Source organism: Desulfuromonadales bacterium, from assembly GCA_035620395.1.
Taxonomy (GTDB): domain Bacteria; phylum Desulfobacterota; class Desulfuromonadia; order Desulfuromonadales; family DASPGW01; genus DASPGW01.
In genome coordinates this window covers 1-14,907 of record DASPGW010000220.1, presented here as the reverse complement: position 1 = coordinate 14,907, position 14,907 = coordinate 1, and the positions used below count along the sequence as shown (strand labels likewise).

The following is a 14,907-nucleotide window of genomic DNA, read 5'->3' as shown; positions in this document are numbered from 1 at the left end:
GCGACCGGAGTTCCTTGGCTCGACTCTGTCATGACGTACCGTTTCGCGGTCAGGGCCGGAAGAGAAGCGAGCACGACCGGTGCGGCCGCGCTCGATAACAGTCTAGCGGTCGGGGTGAAAGGCGCAATAGGGAGAATGACTGAAAACGGGAGAAAACAGGGCGGGTTTGCCCTCAGGCGTGCTGCCTGAGATATACGAGGGCCTGGCGCAGCGCCTGGCCACGGTGGCTGATGCGGTTCTTGATTTCCAGCGGCAGCTCGGCCAGCGTCTTGCCGTATTCGGGGACGAGAAACAGGGGGTCGTAGCCGAAACCGCCGTCGCCGCGGGGTTCCTCGGCAAGAATCCCCTCGAGCCGGCCGGAGAAGAAGCGGCAATTGCCGTCCGGACCGCACAGGGCCATGGCGCAGACGAAGGCACCGCGCCGCCCGGTCCGGGGGACGCCGGCGAGTGCCGCCAGCAGCTTGCGGTTGTTGGCCGCATCATCAGCATCGGCGCCGGCGTAGCGGGCCGAGAGCACGCCGGGAGCGCCGCCGAGATGTGCCACCTCCAGCCCCGAATCGTCGGCCAGGGTCAGACGGCCGGTCAGCCGTGCCACCGTCACCGCCTTCTTGCGGGCATTGTCGGCGAAGGTCTCCCCGTCCTCCTCGACTTCGGGCAGGTCAGGGAAGACGTCGAGGCCGAGGACGCGGACCTCCGTCGCTTCGAGCAGCCGGCGGATCTCGCGCAGCTTCCCCTGGTTGCGGGTGGCGATGACCAGTTCCATGTCAGCCCTCCAGCGCCCGTTTCTGCAGCGACGCCAGTTCGCGGCAGCCGGCCAGGGCCAGGTTTCGCAGGGCGTCGAGTTCGGCGGCGGTAAAAGGCTCCTCCTCGGCGGTACCCTGCACCTCGACGAAACGCCCCGATTCGGTGATGACGAAGTTCATATCGACCGCGGCGCGGAAATCCTCGTCGTAGTTGAGATCGAGGACCGGCTTCCCTTCGACGATGCCGACGCTCACCGCCGCCACGCTCTCCTTGAGGGGGTTGCCGGCCACCAGTCCCTTGCGCCTTAAACCGGCGACGGCGTCGGCCAGCGCCACGAAGGCGCCGGTTATGGCGGCGGTGCGGGTGCCGCCGTCGGCCTGCAGCACGTCGCAGTCGATCAGGATGGTCCGCTCGCCCAGCGCCTGCATATCGATCACTGCCCGCAGGGAACGGCCGATCAGGCGCTGGATCTCGTGCGTCCGCCCCCCCACCTTGCCCCGCGTCGATTCCCGCGGCGATCGGCTATGGGTGGCCCGGGGAAGCATGGAGTACTCGGCGGTCACCCATCCCCGCCCCTCCCCGCGGAGGAAGGAAGGTACCCCCTCCTCCACGGTGGCGTTGCAGAGCACGCGGGTTTCACCGAAACAGACCAGTACCGACCCCTCGGCATAACGGGTGAAGCCACGCTGGAAAGTCACCGGACGCAGTTCGGCCTGCTGGCGGCCATCCCGGCGCACCTCTGCTGTATCGCTCACCTGTCAACCTCCTGTTGGCCATCGCTATAATTCTTCAGACCGGCGAAAAGCGCCCCGGCCAACTTTTCCTGCCCGGCCGGATCACGCAGCAGCGCCCGGTCTTCGGTGTTGGTCAGGTATCCCAGCTCGACCAGGACGGTCGGCAGGTTCCCCCGCCCGAGGGGCAGGAGCGGCGCCTGGATGATTCCCGCCACCTCGACACCACTGTCGCGCAGGGCGGCGGCAAGGGAACGGGCGAGGCGAATGCTCTCCCCTTCGCCGCGCGGCAGCGCACCCTGGACTGTTTCCTCCTGGGGCCGCACAATCAGGGTGACGCCGTGTGCAGCCGGACCGAAAGAGGACTGGGCATGCAACTGGATCAGCACGTCGGTGTCGGGGCGAGCGACCGGCTCCAGCCGCTGCACCGGCGTGAGTGAATAGTCACCGTCGCGGCTGAGATAGATGGGAATCCCCAGCCGCATCTTCAGCTGTTTTTCCAGGCGCCTGGCGACCTCCAGGGTGACCGCCTTCTCCTTGCTGCCGCCGGGGCCGATGGCGCCGGCATCCTCGCCGCCGTGCCCCGGGTCAATGGCGATCCCGCGCAGCGCCGGCTCGCCGAGCGGCTGCTCCTTGCGCAGCAGAAAGGCAAAGAGACGGTCGATTGTGGTGAGTTCTTCGGCGGCCGGTTTCTCCGGCGGATCGAGATTACGGTAATAGACCGGCTCGCCGAGCAGCACGGGGAGCTGCTTCGTGATGAAGTCTTCGGCGACCCGCAGACGGCCGTCGATGAACCGGGGCGGGTGCGAGAGGGGCAGGAAACGCTCCCCCAGGCGCAGGTAATGGCTGCCGGGAGAGATCAGGCCCGAACGGGATGCGGATTTGATGCTGTAGGTGTGCTCGACCGAATCCCACTGGCCGCTCAGGCCGAGCGGGGCGATAATGTCGTCGATGGCCAGGTAGGCGACACCGTCGCGCAGGTAGACCTCATCGATGGTTACCGACGGGTTACCGGGAAGAAAGACTTCGACGCGGGCCTGGGCCGTAGCGGCCAGACCGAGAAGAACGAGCAGGAGCATCAGCGAACGGAGCATGGGCACCTCGGAATTAAAAACGCTCCCTTATACCCCGGTTGCAAGTCGTCTGTCAACGGAAGGCGGGTCCGGCCGCCACGGCGCGGTGTGGCCGGCAGTGTGAAAAAGCTCAGGAGGGAATGAGTTTTCTGCCGCGAATCGGCTTCATGCCGAGCGTTTCGAGCAGCCGGCGGGTGAGGCTCGTCTCCAGTTCGCGCTGCACCGCCCCTCCGGCCTGCAGCGGGCGAACCTGGCCGCCGGCGGTCATGCCGTGGCCGCCGGCCGTGCCCAGGCCGTCAACCACCTGCTGCATGACGTCGCCGGCCACTACCGATTGGCTCAGGGTCCGCAGCGAAAGGATTTCCGTCTCCCGGTAATGGCCCATGCCGAGAACGGTTTCGATCCCTTCCACGCGCAGCAGAAAATCGGCCATTTCGGCGACGATATCGGGGTGGTCGATCTCATAGAGATTGAAGACCAGTACGTTCTCGTAGATCCGCGCGTTCTTGATCGCCCGATTGTAGGAGCCGAAATATTCGCGGGGCGACTCGGGATGGGTGATCTTGAACAGGATCCGGTTGTTGACCAGCGGGACGAGATGGAGATAGGCTTCCCGGTCGGCCCGGTGCCACTCGCGACCGAGGTCCTGGGTCTCGGACTTGATGGCATAGAACAGGATCGTGGCGAGCTTGGTACTGAGGTAGACGTCCTGGGAGAGCAGGTATTCGAAGAGGATGGTGGCACAGGCGCCGTAATCCTCGCGCACATCGACCCAGCGACAGCCCTGGCAGGAGCTGCGCGTCGGATGGTGATCGATCACCACGTGCACCGGCAGGTCCAAGGGGTAGGAGTTGTTGCCGGTGCCGGGCTGGGTGTCGACCAGGCAGACCACCTCGAACTCGTTGAGATCGAGCGTGTCGATGGCCACGGCATCGATCTCCAGTTCCCGGACCATGAGCTGGTTCTCGCCGCGGCCGATGACGCCGCCGAAGGTGATGGTCGCCTCCTGTCCGGTCTTGACCAGAAAAAGGTGCCGGAGGGCGAAGGCCGCCGCCAGGGAATCGGGGTCGGGGTTGTCGTGAGCAACGATCAGTATCCGACCCTTGCCGCGCACCCATTCGACCAGCTTTCCGGCCCGCTCCCGTGATCGCTCCAGATCAATCGGCATGCAATCCCCTATCTGCCACCGCGGCGGCAAGCATTGAAAAGGCGAGGCGCACTGCCGCTTCGGGCGAGGCGGCGGCAACCACTCCCGCTACCGGATGCCGGGTACCCAGAGCGATGACCGGGCGACCGAGCTTCAAGCCGATGGCGATCTCCGAAAGGGTACCGTATTCTCCTTCGACCGCAATCAAGGCCTGGGCGGTGTGCGCGATAATGACGTTGCGCGCATGCCCCATGTTGGTGGGGACCGCAATGCCTACCCAGGGATTGGCTGCGGCCGCCTCCGGTCCGGGCAGGATCCCCAGCACCAGTCCGCCGGCCTCGGCGCAGCCGCGAGCGGCCGCCTCCATCACCCCGCCAAGACCGCCGCAGACCAGCACCGCCCCGGCCCCGGCAAGACGACGCCCCACCTCGCGGGCGGTGGCGTAGCCGGCCGCTGTCGGCTCGCTGGCGCCGATGACGCCGATGACCGGTTTGCGTTGCATGCAATCCCCACGGTTTTGTAGGGGCAGGGCTTGCCCTGCCCGTTCTGGGCGCAGCAAGCAGCGCCCCTACAACTTCATCGCATACCTCTTCAGCAGCAGGCTGTTGGTCACCACCGAGACGCTGGAAAAGGCCATGGCCAGGCCGGCGAACTCCGGCTTGAGAACGAGCCCGAAGGCCGGGTAGAGCAGGCCGGCGGCAACCGGGATGCCGATGACGTTGTAGAAGAAGGCCCAGAAGAGGTTCTGCTTGATCTTGGCCAGCGTCCGACGGCCGAGACGGATGCCCCGTTCGACGTCACGGATGTCGCCCTTGACCAGGATGATGTCCCCGGTCTCCTTGGCCACATCGGTACCGCTGCCGATGGCGATGCCGATGTCGGCCTGGGCCAGGGCCGGGGCATCGTTGATGCCGTCCCCCACCATGCCGACGAAGTACCCCTGCTCCTGGTAGCGGCGCACAACCTGCTGTTTTTCGCCGGGGAGCACCTCGGCCTCGACGGCATCGACCCCGACCTGCACCGCCACTGCCTGCGCCGCCTCGCGCCGGTCGCCGGTGATCAGCACCGTGCGCAGGCCCAGGTCCCGCAGCCGGGCGATGGTGTCGGCGGCTCCTTCCTTGAGGGTATCGGCGAGCGCCACCACCCCCATCAACTGTCCCTGCCGGGCCACGTAGACGAAGGATTTTCCATCCCTGGCAAGATCATCCACCTGCTCGGCAACCGGCGCGATGGAAATCTTTTCCCGCTCCATCAGACGCTGGCTGCCGGCCAGCACCCGGTTTCCCTCGACGGTGCAGAGCAGGCCATGCCCGCCGACCTCCTCGACCGCTTCGGCCGCTGGCAGCTCAAGACCCTCTTCTCGTGCCCGGCGCACCACCGCCCTGGCCAGGGGATGGCTGCTGGCGCTTTCGGCGGCGGCAGCGAGGCGCATAAGCTCCTGCTCGTCGACTCCCCCGGCGGGGACGAGGTCGGTTACCGAAAACTCCCCTTTGGTCAGGGTGCCGGTCTTGTCGAGCAGCAGAATATCGAGTCTGGAGATGTTCTCGAGGACCGAGGCGCGCTTGAAGAGGATGCCGGCGCCAAGCCCGACCGAACTCCCCACCAGGATGGCGGTGGGGGTGGCCAGCCCCAGGGCGCAGGGGCAGGCGATGACGAGGACGGCAATCCCCATCTTGAAGGCGAAGAGGAACTCCGCGCCGACCGCCAGGCGCCAGGCGAGGAAGGTGACGACGGCGATCGCCACCACCGCCGGCACGAACCAGTTGGAGACGGCGTCGGCCAGGCGCTGGATCGGCGCCTTGTCCCCCTGCGCCTCCTCGACCAGGCGCACGATCTGCGCCAGCACCGTCGCTTCGCCCACGGCGGTGGCGCGTATGATCAGGCGGCCGGTGCTGTTCAGGGTGGCGCCGGTGACGGTGTCGCCGGGCCCCTTTTCCACCGGCACCGCTTCGCCGGTCACCATCGATTCGTCGATCGCCGATTCGCCGCTCTCGATCTCGCCGTCGACCGGTATCTTTTCACCGGGGCGCACCACCACCCGGTCGCCGACCCGCAGCCGGCTGGCGGCCACCTCCCGCTCCTCGCCCGCCTCCAGCAGGATGGCCCGGTCCGCCTGCAGCTGCAGCAGTTTGCGCAGCGCCTGGCTCGCCTTCCCCTTGGCCCGGGCCTCGAGCCACTTGCCGAAACGGATGAAGGTGATCAGCATGGCGCTCGTCTCGAAAAAAACCTCGCCCGAGACGCCGAAGAGGTGGAAGGCCGCCAGCAGCGAGTAACCGTAAGCGGCGGTGATTCCCATCGCGACCAGCACATCCATGTTGGTCGAGCGGTTTTTCAGCGATTTCCAGGCGCCCCGGTAGAAGGTGAGCCCGGCGGTGAACTGGACGACCGTAGCGAGTAAAGCCTCGATGGTGTGGGTGGCGGCCCCGAAAGGCATCCACCACATGAAGGCCATGATCGGGAGAGAGAGCGCGGCGGCGAAAATGACCCAGAAGAGTTCCCGCCGGGCTTCGCTGCGCTCCTCGGCGGCGCCGCGTTCCTCCAGCGGGGTGTAGCCGGCGTCGCGTACCGCCTCGAAGATCTCGTCGCGGCCGAGCAGTTCCGGATCGAACTCGACGGTGCCGGTATCCTCGGCGAAATTGATCCTGACCGAGCGCATCCCGGCGAGCGCCGAGAGCTTCTTCTCGATCGTCCCCGCGCAGGAGGCGCAGTGCATCCCCTGGATGGCGAAGGTCAGCTTCCCCGCCTCCGCCGCCGGTCCGCCCGGCGACCTGGCCCCGTAGCCGAGGTCCTCGATCTTGCGGACAATGGCTTCAGTGGAAAGCCGGCCGGCGTCGAACTCGACGGTCAGTTTTTCAGCGGCGAAGTTGACCGCCGCCCGCTCCACCCCGGGCAGGCCGGCGACCCCCTTTTCGATGGTCTGGGCGCACCTGGCGCAGCTCATCCCGCTGAGCCGGAGGGTGACGCGCTGCGCCTGCTTCGCTTCGGTCCGGATCCCGGTCATTTTCAGGCTCTCTTGAGCCGGCCTTTGCCGCTCCCGACCAGCCGGAGAAAGGAGGCCGTCTTCCGGATCCGGTCGAAGTCGGGATCCTGCCGGGCATCATCGAGAAAGTTGGAATCCTGGGTCGAGGCGAGGGAGAGTTCGCGCACCGCCTCGCGCACCTTCCCCTGCCGGGCAAAGACGCAGGCCCGGTTGTAATGGGCCAGCGGGTAACGGTCGGTGCGTCGGAGGATGGCGTCGAAACAGGCCAGGGCCTCTTCCAGCCGGTCGAGGTCGATGAGGACGTTCCCCTTGTTGTTGAGGGTGAAGATCGACTCGGGGTCGCGCCGCAGGCTCTCCTCGAACTCGGCCAGCGCCTGTTCGAGGTTCCCCTTCTTCTCGCTGATGACGCCGCGGTAGAAAGGGGGTTCCGGACTCTCGGGGTCGAGGCTTTCGGCCCGTTCGAGATCGCCAAGGGCCTCATCAAAACGCCCCAGTTCGGCCAGCAGGCCGGCCATTTCGATCCAGACCTCGAAGAAGTCGGGATCGAGTTCGAGCGCCGTCCTGAAATCGTTCAGGGCCGCCTCGAAGCGCCCCAGGCGGTAGAGGGAGAGCCCGCGGTTGTAGAAGTAATTAGCCACCGAAGGATCGCGGGCGATGGCGCGGCTGTAGCATTCGATCGCCTCCTCTTCCCGACCGAGGCCCGAGAGGGCGTAACCCTTGCCGTTGAGGCTGGCGGCATCGTTCGGCGTCCCGGCCAAGACCTGGTCGAAATTGTCGAGGGCCTCCTGGTAACGGCCGAGGCGGTTGAAGGCATATCCCCGGTTGTAATAGACGTCGGGTGAGTCGGGAACCCGCCGCAGGGCCTGGTCGTACATCTGCAGGGCTTCCTCGGTGCGCCCCAGTTCATCGAGGGTGTTGCCCATGTTGATGTACGCCTCGGGAAAATCGGGCTGCAGTTCGAGGGAGCGGCGAAAATGGGACAGCGCCGCCTCGAACGCTCCCTGCCGCTCGAGCAAAACCCCGTAATTATGGTGCAGGGCGCCGTTTTTCGGGTCGAGTCGCAGCGCTTTCTGGTAGAGGGCGACGGCCTTGGGCTCATCGCCGAGGTTGGCGGCGGCGACGGCACAGATGTTGAGCGCTTCAACGTCGAAAGGGTGGGTTTCGAGGTATTCCTCGGCATACTCGAGGGCTTCTTCGTTCTCCCCCCGGTCGATGGCCATCTGGGCCAGTTCCAGCGTGTCCTCTTCCTCTTCGTCCAGATAGTCTTCGAATTCGTCGTCCATACAGGCTCCGGTTGCAGTCGGTCAGGCGCGCCTCCCGCCTTCGGCAGGGCGCGTAAGGGGGACCACTATAGCAGAAACGCCCCCCCGTTGCACCCCCTTCATCGCCCCCGATGCGCCCTACTTCTTCGACACGCCCGGGGCGCCGGCAGCCCGCAGCTCGGCGACCGAATGCCCGCGGATTCCCCAGTCCTCGGGCGCAATCTCTTCGATCACCACATGCGTCGTGGCCGGGTTCTTCTCGAGCACCCGCACCAGCAGTTCGGTGATCCCCTCGATCAGCGCCTCCTTCTGCTCCCGGGTGGCGCCGGTAGTGATTTTCACGTTGACAAAGGGCATGATGTTTTCTCCTTTACATTGCTGCTCGACGATGGGGCGACGGTTGCGACCGGCGCTATCATGAAGTCTAGCCGATGCCATGCATGAAGCAACCGCGGCGACGACGGCGGCTGGAGCGGAAAACTGAATCTGCGCTATTATTTACACAAGGCGACGAAAAACGGCATGACCAGCTCGTCGAGGCTCATGCCCCTCACCTGATGGCGATGGTGAATGAAACCGACAGAGATATCCCTGTCCGCGGGTGAGCCCGCGGCGCCGAAGGAACCGCGAGACAAACCCCGCATCGGCTGGCGGGAATGGGTGGCCCTTTCGGGTCTGGGCATTCCCGCCATCAAGGCCAAGGTCGACACTGGGGCGCGCACCTCCGTCCTGCACGCCTTCCTCGTCGAGGACTTCGAGCAGGACGGCAGGCCGATGGTCCGCTTCGGCATCCATCCGCTGCAGCGGCGGACCGACATCGAGATCTATTGCGTGGCCGAGGTCGTCGACCGGCGCTTCGTCAGCGACTCAGGCGGCCACCGGGAACGGCGGCCGGTGATCCGCTCCCCGGTCACCATCGGCGAGTCGACCTGGGAGGTCGAGATGAGCCTGACCAACCGTGATCCCATGCTCTTTCGCCTGCTGCTGGGGCGAACGGCGCTGCGCGGCCGGGTGCAGGTGGACCCCGGCGCCTCTTACCTGACGGGGCGGGCGCTGGCCCGCTCCTATCGAAAAGCGCTCCGGGCGAGGCAGCAGTGATGAAGATCGGCATCCTCTCGCGCAACTCCGAATACTACTCGACCCGGCGTCTGACGGAAGCCGGACGGGCACGCGGCCACGAGATGGAGGTGATCGACCCGTTGCGCTGTTACATGCTGATCGCCTCGGGCCATCCGACCATCCACTACCGGGGGGAAGTGCTGCAGGGCTTCGACGCCATCATCCCGCGCATCGGCGCTTCGACCACCTTCTACGGCACCGCCGTCGTCCGCCAGTTCGAAACGATGGGGATCTACTGCCTCAACCGCTCCGTACCGATCACCCGCTCCCGGGACAAGCTGCGCTGCCTGCAGCTGCTGGCCCGCCGCGGCATCGGCCTGCCGGTCACCGGTTTTGCCTACCTGACCCGGTACACCCACGATCTCATCCACCTGGTCGGCGGCGTGCCGGTGGTCATCAAGGTGCTCGAGGGTACCCAGGGGATCGGCGTCGTCCTGACGGAGACGGAAAACGTCGCCGGCAGCGTCATCGAGGCGTTTCGCAGCCTGAAGGCCCAGATCCTGGTACAGGAATTCGTCCGTGAGGCCGGCGCCAGCGACCTGCGCTGCTTCGTCATCGGCAACCGGGTGGCGGCGGCGATGCTGCGCCAGGGCAAGGAAGGGGAATTCCGTTCCAACATCCACCGCGGTGGCACGGCGGTCCCGGCCAGGATCACGCCGGAAGAACGCACGACCGCGGTCCGGGCGGCCCGGACCATGGGTCTCAGCGTCGCCGGCGTCGACATGCTGCGTTCGCACCATGGGCCGCTGGTGCTGGAGGTCAACTCCTCGCCGGGCCTGGAGGGGATCGAGAAGGCCACCGGCAAGGATCTCGCCGGCATGATCATCACCTACATCGAGAAACACGCCCGTCCCGCCACCGACCGGGCGCGCGGGGAAGGATAAGCCGATGGCGGAAGCGATCCGGATCGGCGAGGTGACGATCCAGCCGGGCGAGCGGCTCACCGTCGACCTGCCGACCGCCCATCTCTACACTCACACCGAGATGACGATGCCGGTGCACGTCATCCACGGCAAAAAGCCGGGGCCACGGCTCTTCGTCTGCGCCGCCCTGCACGGCGACGAGATCAACGGCGTCGAGATCATCCGCCGGCTGCTGCAGCTCAAGCTGCTGGCGCATCTGCACGGCACCCTGCTCGCCATCCCCATCGTCAACGTCTTCGGCTTCGTCAGCCGCACCCGCTACCTGCCCGACCGCCGCGACCTCAACCGTGCCTTCCCCGGCTCCGTCAAAGGCTCCCTCACCGCGCGGCTGGCCCGGCTCTTCATGGACGAGATCGTCGACAAGTGCACCCACGGCATCGACCTGCACTCGGGCGCCAACCACCGCATCAACCTCCCCCAGATCCGGGCCGGCCTCGATGAGCCGGAGACCGAACGGCTCGCCCGGGCCTTCGGCGCGCCGGTGATCATCGATGCCCGACTGCGCGACGGCTCCCTGCGGATGGCCGGCGCCGAAAAGGGGATCCCCACCCTGGTCTACGAGGGGGGGGAGGCGCTCCGCTTCCGGGAAGGGGCGATAACGGCAGGCCTGCGGGGGATCGTCAACGTGATGCGGGAAATCGGCATGCTGTCCCGGCGAACGCGGACAAAAGAAAAAACGACCGAGCCCCTCGTCGCCCGGTCGACCGTCTGGGTGCGGGCGCCCAAAAGCGGCATTCTCGTCTCCGGCGTCGTTCTCGGCGCCCGCGTCAAAAAAGGCGAAGTCCTGGCGACCGTTGCCGACCCCTTCGGGGAGCAGGAGGTCAAGGTCCGCGCGCCCCTGCCGGGCATCGTCATCGGCCGCCTCAACCTGCCGCTGGTCCACAGCGGCGATGCCCTCTTTCATCTGGCCGTGGTGGACCGCTCGGCGGGGATCGACGCCATCCTCGAAGCCCTCGAGTCCGGCCTCGACCTGGAGGAGCTCGGCGAGGACCGCATCATCTGAGGTGAGCTTCGAAGGATTCCCCTTTGGCCAGGGGGGGTAGAGGATTTAACTCGATCGACTGAGGTTCAAGAGGGGAGATGCTCTTTCCCAAGAATACGGCGGATGCCGGCATGCAGAGGTGGGATCTTGGTCTGAACAATGTCCCAGACCAGTTCGAAGTCGACACTGAAATAGCCATGAATCAGGCGATCCCGCGTTCCAGCCATCCGGCGCCAGTCCAGGTCGGGGTAGCGGGCCTTAAGGTCATCGGGAAGATTTTTTACGGCCTCACCGATAATTTCCAGACTTCGGACGAAGGCCCGCTGCAGTGTTTCATCGGCAAGGAATTCACCTTGGCTGAGAGACCGGGAGGTTTTCAGCAGGTATTCAGTTTCGATCAGGATGTGTTCGAGATAGCTAGTGGATGGTTTCAAACCGGGCCTCTTGGAGAATCCGCTTACGCAGGATGGGGCTGACCGAGTCAACCGTCAGCAGGTCGACCTTGCGGCCGAACAGGCGCTCCAGTAGCTCAGCCAGCTCAAAGAAGTGGTCGTAGCTTTTTTCACCCGGCCGAAACTCCACCAGAAAATCAAGATCACTCTCCGGTCTCGCCTCGCCGCGCACGGCTGAACCGAACAGACCGATGCGGCTCACGCCGAGGCGGGACAATTCGTCCTGGTGGCCAATGATAGTCTGGAAAATCTCGTCCGATTTCACGTCAGATTCTCTCCGGATTTGGAGTTATGTTGAAAATAACCGAATTCGTCGGTCTCGGCAACCGGGTTTTCAGGAGAGGACCAGTTATCCGCCCCCATCGGGTGGTTCATGGACGGAACTGGGCGGCACTCCATACTGTTTAAATGTCAAATACGACCACAGAGGTAAAGGTCGACGGCGTCGCCGCCGACCTTGCCGCCCACCGGGCCGATACCGAGGCGCATCGGGGGGCGTATCGGGTGCGGGAGGAGTAGGGGGTAAGAGGGGGAAGTGGAGAGTTGAATCTTCCCGAGGCGCTTCTGACTACTGATAGAGATCAGGAAAAGACCTTGGGGGAAATCACGAATCTTCAAATATCAGGAACGTCCCCTCCGCCTACTCCGATTTCAGCCAAGTCCCAGAAGATGAATTAAACCGGGCGGTCAAGCGTCTTAACCACCGTCCCCGGAAGTGTTTAGGCTGCCGGACACCCTATGAAGTCATGCGGGATGCCCTGGGTGGTGCACTTGCAAATTGAATCTGCCGAGATTCGCTCGAGTCCGCGGGAGCGCCACGGCGCGGATGAGCACCGAGGAGATCATGCGGCTGACCCGAGGTGACGGGTGAACGGGGTTCTGGTCATCAAACTCATAACGCCAGACAACTGAAGCGTCCGTCACTGGCCTGCACGTCAAGATCCCGGGCGTCCCCCACCGCAACATTGCCGCCCCCGGCGGCGCCAGCGCCATTTTTCATTTCCGCACCAGCCGGAAATCGATCTTGAAGGAAGCATTCACCTCTGCCCCTCCACCAGTTCTCTGATGCCCCGCAGCGGGACTCCGACCCAGTCGGGGCGGTTGTCGAGCTCGTAACCCAGCTCGTAAACCGCCTTGTCCAGCAGAAAAGCCTCGAGCATGATTTCCAGGTCGTGCCGCTCCGCAGGGACAAAGGAGGCGCTGGCGACCGTCCCCAGGTACGCATGGAGGAATACCCCGCTGACATGCCGATACCAGGCTTCCGCCCACTCGCCGAGAGCCGGGACGTCTTCGCTGCGCAGCTGCCCGTGCTGGAGGAGAACGGCATGGGCGGCATAATGGAAGGAACGGATCATCCCCGCCACGTCCCGCAGGGGGGAGCGCTTGATCCGCCGTTCGCTCATCGCCCGGGCCGGTTCCCCCTCGAAATCGATGATGATGAAATCCTTGCCGGTGTAAAGTACCTGACCGAGATGGTAATCGCCGTGGATGCGGATCTTCATGGCGGCAAACTTCCGGTCGAGGAACCGGCGCAGCCGCTGCAGCACCTCCTGCTCCGAGGCCAGCAGCCACTGCGCCTCGGGTCTGGCTTCCGGAGCGAGTCGCTGCAGATTCCGCTCCAGGCGGACGAGCACCTGCCGCGCCAGGCTCCGCATCGACTGGTAGACGGAGCGCTGGTAGAGCAGGGAGAAGGGCTCCGGGCTGAAGGCCGGGTCCTGCGGCCGGGAGGCGAGGGCCAGGTGGAGCTCGCCGCTCCTTCTGCCGAGCAGGGCGACCATCTCCAGGAAGAAGCCGCCGATCAGCTCCTGCATGAGCGGAGGGGCGGCGGCAAAATCGAGATCGAAGAGCGAGAGCGGCAGGGGCGGCGGCTCCCGGAGCGCCCCCGTCCTGGACAGAACGCGGTCGAAGTAGCGGGTGACCTCGTCCAGAGTGAACGTCCAGGCATCCCCATGGCTCGGAATGTATCCCTGGAGCAGGGCGATATCCACCGGCTCGGCGACGGTCCGGCGATACTCCAGGGTGCCGATCAGCGGGGCGACCCCGGCGAAGCGGATATCTTCGGTGAGAAACCTCCCCATTTCCGCCTCCGGGTTTACCCCTTCCTCCAGGCGACGGTAGAGCTTCAAAAAGAAGCTGTGGTCGTAGACGATCGCCGTGTTGGTCTGTTCCGCCTTCAGGATCTGCGAGGCCTCCGGCATTCCGGCCCCGGCCAGGAAATTTCTGAATGCCCGGTTCCGTCGACCGACCAGCTCACCTCCCTTCATTCTGATCGTCTTGCCGCGGGCAATTGTCTCGAACAGGGCCTCTCGCAATCCCCAACTATGCACCCCGTCATAGAGCAGGCCTTCCTTCGTGCCCACGCGCAGGCGGGCGATGATGGACTGGGGTGACTCCTCCAGCAGGTGTCGGGCACTCTCCTGGACGGCGAAGTGCATGGGAAGCAGGACGATTTCCGCCCCCCCCTCGGCGTAGGCGACCTCGATAAAGACCAGAAAGACCGTCGCCTCACCGTCCGCCACCGGCAGGCTGTCCGTGACCGAGAGCCTGTTGATGGTGCGCCCCTTTCCCCCGAACCAGCGGCGCTTCTTCAGATAGTCCGGCAGGATCGCCTGCTCCAGGCGCTCCAGCGGCTTCCCCTCCAGGACGTCTTCCCACCGGTGTTCGACCGAGATTTCAGGGACCAGAACTTCTTCTTTCCGGGTGACTGCCGCCGCTTCCCTTCGCATCAGCAGAAGGTGGTAGTCATGCCCGCCCAGGAGGATCACGTACGGCGACTCCCTGAGGACGGGAAACCGGTTGCGGCTGAACATATCTTCCGGGACAAAACCGGCGAAACGGGGGTGATTGATTTCCACCGCCTGGGAGAAGCGGGAGAGGTTGATCAGGACCAGGATGGTCTCTTCCTCACAGCGGCGGACGAAGACCAGAACCTTGGGGTTGTCCTGGGTCAGAAATTCGATGCTCCCCCGGCCGAAGGCCTTGAACTGCCGGCGCAGGGCGATCATCCGGCGCATCCACCACAGCAGTGAGGCCGGGTTGCGGGCCTGGGTCTCGACGCTGACGGCTTCAAAATGGTATTCGGGATCGATGATGACCGGCAGGAAGAGGCGCTGCGGGTTGCTCATGGAAAAACCGGCGTTGCGGTCCGGGCTCCACTGCATCGGGGTGCGCACCCCGTCGCGGTCCCCCAGGTAGTAGTTGTCGCCCATGCCGATCTCGTCGCCGTAATAGAGGATCGGCGTCCCGGGGAGGGTAAAGAGGAGGACGTTCATCAGCTCGATCTTCCGACGGTCGTTCCCCATGAGCGGCGCCAGCCGGCGCCGGATGCCGAGGTTGATCCGGGCGCGGGGGTCCCGGGCATAGACGCGGTACATGTAATCGCGCTCCTCGTCGGTGACCATCTCCAGGGTCAGCTCGTCGTGGTTGCGCAGGAAGAGCCCCCACTGGCAGCCCTCGGGTATCGGCGGGGTCTGCTCGAGGATGTCGATGATGGG

General features: G+C 65.2%; 14 protein-coding genes. 3 read left to right on the top strand and 11 right to left on the bottom strand.

Features of this window, described 5'->3' with window-relative positions; genetic code table 11:
• Positions 1 to 172: 172 nt before the first annotated feature.
• The 8 genes from VD811_12160 to VD811_12125 all read right to left on the bottom strand — a co-directional run bounded on the left by VD811_12160 (position 173) and on the right by VD811_12125 (position 8,294).
• Positions 173 to 763 carry an XTP/dITP diphosphatase gene (locus VD811_12160; protein ID HXV21730.1) on the bottom strand — a complete coding sequence of 197 codons (591 nt, stop codon included), beginning with the start codon at positions 761 to 763 and terminating at the stop codon, positions 173 to 175.
• 1 nt (position 764) lies between these two features.
• A complete protein-coding gene (gene rph, locus VD811_12155) occupies positions 765 to 1,499 on the bottom strand; it encodes a ribonuclease PH (protein ID HXV21729.1) in 735 nt (244 codons plus the stop codon).
• A complete protein-coding gene (locus tag VD811_12150; protein HXV21728.1) occupies positions 1,496 to 2,569 on the bottom strand; it encodes an N-acetylmuramoyl-L-alanine amidase in 1,074 nt (357 codons plus the stop codon). The genes rph and VD811_12150 overlap by 4 nt, the downstream gene beginning before the upstream one ends.
• A gap of 109 nt (positions 2,570 to 2,678) precedes the next feature.
• Positions 2,679 to 3,716 (bottom strand): DHH family phosphoesterase, encoded by a 1,038-nt coding sequence (locus tag VD811_12145; GenBank protein HXV21727.1) that lies wholly within the window; start codon positions 3,714 to 3,716, stop codon positions 2,679 to 2,681.
• On the bottom strand, positions 3,706 to 4,197 hold the full coding sequence (locus VD811_12140; protein HXV21726.1) for a TIGR00725 family protein: 492 nt from the start codon (positions 4,195 to 4,197) through the stop codon (positions 3,706 to 3,708). Before VD811_12140 ends, VD811_12145 begins: the two co-directional genes overlap by 11 nt.
• 66 nt (positions 4,198 to 4,263) lie before the next feature.
• Positions 4,264 to 6,696 carry a heavy metal translocating P-type ATPase gene (locus VD811_12135; protein HXV21725.1) on the bottom strand — a complete coding sequence of 811 codons (2,433 nt, stop codon included), beginning with the start codon at positions 6,694 to 6,696 and terminating at the stop codon, positions 4,264 to 4,266.
• A gap of 2 nt (positions 6,697 to 6,698) precedes the next feature.
• Positions 6,699 to 7,958 (bottom strand): tetratricopeptide repeat protein, encoded by a 1,260-nt coding sequence (locus VD811_12130; GenBank protein HXV21724.1) that lies wholly within the window; start codon positions 7,956 to 7,958, stop codon positions 6,699 to 6,701.
• Positions 7,959 to 8,075: 117 nt separating this feature from the next.
• The gene (locus tag VD811_12125) at positions 8,076 to 8,294 is read right to left on the bottom strand and encodes a 4-oxalocrotonate tautomerase family protein (GenBank protein HXV21723.1); all 219 of its coding nucleotides are present in this window, start codon (positions 8,292 to 8,294) and stop codon (positions 8,076 to 8,078) included.
• A gap of 213 nt (positions 8,295 to 8,507) precedes the next feature.
• Here VD811_12125 and VD811_12120 point away from each other — a divergent pair, with 213 nt between their 5' ends.
• From VD811_12120 to VD811_12110, 3 genes are read left to right on the top strand one after another with little or no spacing between them, the layout of a single operon-like run.
• On the top strand, positions 8,508 to 9,035 hold the full coding sequence (locus tag VD811_12120; protein ID HXV21722.1) for a RimK/LysX family protein: 528 nt from the start codon (positions 8,508 to 8,510) through the stop codon (positions 9,033 to 9,035).
• Positions 9,035 to 9,940, top strand: coding sequence for a 30S ribosomal protein S6--L-glutamate ligase (gene rimK / locus VD811_12115; protein ID HXV21721.1), 906 nt, complete (start codon positions 9,035 to 9,037; stop codon positions 9,938 to 9,940). Before VD811_12120 ends, rimK begins: the two co-directional genes overlap by 1 nt.
• A gap of 4 nt (positions 9,941 to 9,944) precedes the next feature.
• Entirely contained in the window at positions 9,945 to 10,982 is a 1,038-nt protein-coding gene (locus VD811_12110; protein ID HXV21720.1) for a succinylglutamate desuccinylase/aspartoacylase family protein, read from the top strand.
• Positions 10,983 to 11,047: 65 nt separating this feature from the next.
• Here VD811_12110 and VD811_12105 read toward each other — a convergent pair whose 3' ends face one another.
• The 3 genes from VD811_12105 to VD811_12095 form a co-directional block, all read right to left on the bottom strand.
• Positions 11,048 to 11,395 (bottom strand): DUF86 domain-containing protein, encoded by a 348-nt coding sequence (locus VD811_12105; GenBank protein HXV21719.1) that lies wholly within the window; start codon positions 11,393 to 11,395, stop codon positions 11,048 to 11,050.
• Complete coding sequence (locus VD811_12100; GenBank protein HXV21718.1) at positions 11,379 to 11,678, bottom strand: nucleotidyltransferase family protein; 300 nt, start codon at positions 11,676 to 11,678, stop codon at positions 11,379 to 11,381. Before VD811_12100 ends, VD811_12105 begins: the two co-directional genes overlap by 17 nt.
• 772 nt (positions 11,679 to 12,450) lie before the next feature.
• On the bottom strand, positions 12,451 to 14,907 hold a 2,457-nt coding region (locus VD811_12095; protein ID HXV21717.1), incomplete at its 5' end, for a putative maltokinase.

Excerpts from the sequence above, each read along its gene's own strand:
- VD811_12150 (HXV21728.1), bottom strand. The coding sequence starts at position 2,569 with ATGCTCCGTTCGCTGATGCTCCTGCTCGTTCTTCTCGGTCTGGCCGCT.
- VD811_12125 (HXV21723.1), bottom strand. The coding sequence starts at position 8,294 with ATGCCCTTTGTCAACGTGAAAATCACTACCGGCGCCACCCGGGAGCAG.
- VD811_12135 (HXV21725.1), bottom strand. The coding sequence starts at position 6,696 with ATGACCGGGATCCGGACCGAAGCGAAGCAGGCGCAGCGCGTCACCCTC.
- VD811_12130 (HXV21724.1), bottom strand. The coding sequence starts at position 7,958 with ATGGACGACGAATTCGAAGACTATCTGGACGAAGAGGAAGAGGACACG.
- VD811_12145 (HXV21727.1), bottom strand. The coding sequence starts at position 3,716 with ATGCCGATTGATCTGGAGCGATCACGGGAGCGGGCCGGAAAGCTGGTC.
- VD811_12140 (HXV21726.1), bottom strand. The coding sequence starts at position 4,197 with ATGCAACGCAAACCGGTCATCGGCGTCATCGGCGCCAGCGAGCCGACA.
- VD811_12120 (HXV21722.1), top strand. The coding sequence starts at position 8,508 with ATGAAACCGACAGAGATATCCCTGTCCGCGGGTGAGCCCGCGGCGCCG.
- VD811_12160 (HXV21730.1), bottom strand. The coding sequence starts at position 763 with ATGGAACTGGTCATCGCCACCCGCAACCAGGGGAAGCTGCGCGAGATC.
- rimK (HXV21721.1), top strand. The coding sequence starts at position 9,035 with ATGAAGATCGGCATCCTCTCGCGCAACTCCGAATACTACTCGACCCGG.
- VD811_12110 (HXV21720.1), top strand. The coding sequence starts at position 9,945 with ATGGCGGAAGCGATCCGGATCGGCGAGGTGACGATCCAGCCGGGCGAG.